Genomic DNA, 1,114 nt, shown 5'->3' on the forward strand with positions numbered 1-1,114 from the left:
TAACAAAAAGCATTTCGACGACGAACTTCTGGATTTTTGAAATAATGCGGAAAAAGCTCGGCGTATTCGTGCGGTTCAATCACATTGCCGATACGAAGGGCGTAAATATCGTAGCCAGAACGCAGTTGGAAAGCACGAGCCGTTTTTTCGTTTACAACCTTCGATAAACCGTAACTATCCATTGGGTCAACGTCGTAATCTTCTTCGAGTGGCAATACTTTTGGGTCGGTTATTCCATCCGCAAAACAGATTCCGTATGTTGTTTCTGATGATGCAATGATGATTTTTTTGATACCCAGCTTTACGGCCGCCTCAATTACATTATAAGTGCCAACGGTATTTACTCGAAAAGTTTCGTTATCGGGTTTGATTAAGATTCGAGGGACAGCCGCAAAATGTACCACTGCATCAAACTTCGGTACGCCATTGCCCGCTTCGAGTTCGTGCAAGCCCGTGTACGAACTCATGGCATTAAACATTTGTCCTGAGTCAGTAATATCGGCAAGTAAGTTATCTACTCCTGGGTGTTTCAGAGGCGTGAGGTCAACGTTTAGCACTTGGTGGCCTTGTTCGAGTAAGTACGGAATCACGTGTTTTCCTGCTTTGCCCGAGCCACCTGTAAATAATATTCGCATTGTTTAGATTGATTAGAGGTTTTATTGGTAACTATGTGCGGGGGAGTTTGGTTTCATAATCAGAAGTTACAGTTTGGAATTCGGATTTAATCCAGCCATTCAAATAGATATTTTTCGTTATATTCAATCTCAAATTTCTGAAGGAAATCAAGGTATTCTTCTTTAAAGGTCTTTTTCTTGTGGTGTTCTTCTTGCCTTAGTATGTATTGATAGACATTATCAATCTGTGAATGAGCATACGAAAAAGCACCATATCCCTCTTGCCAAGAAAACTTACCTTTCACAAACTTTTGCTCATTAATAAATTTTGAAGAATTATTTTTGATGTCACGTATCAAGTCCGAGATACTCATAGAAGGCTTTAAACCGACAAAAACATGAACATGGTCGGCAACTCCATTCACAATGATAGCCTTTTGGTTCTTCTCTTTAATAATTCCGACCATATATTTGAAGACCTCATCTCTCCATGGTTTTTG

At 39.9% G+C, this 1,114-nt stretch carries 2 protein-coding genes; both read right to left on the minus strand.

The window, feature by feature from the left end:
- On the minus strand, nucleotides 1-635 hold a 635-nt coding region (locus ACOVO2_RS05885), incomplete at its 3' end, for an NAD-dependent epimerase/dehydratase family protein (RefSeq protein ID WP_421769074.1).
- Nucleotides 636-721: 86 nt separating this feature from the next.
- A partial coding sequence (locus tag ACOVO2_RS05890) for an IS200/IS605 family transposase (RefSeq protein WP_421769075.1) occupies nucleotides 722-1,114 on the minus strand: 393 nt, incomplete at its 5' end.

This window comes from Emticicia sp. (assembly GCF_049241225.1).
Taxonomy (GTDB): Bacteria; Bacteroidota; Bacteroidia; order Cytophagales; family Spirosomataceae; genus Emticicia.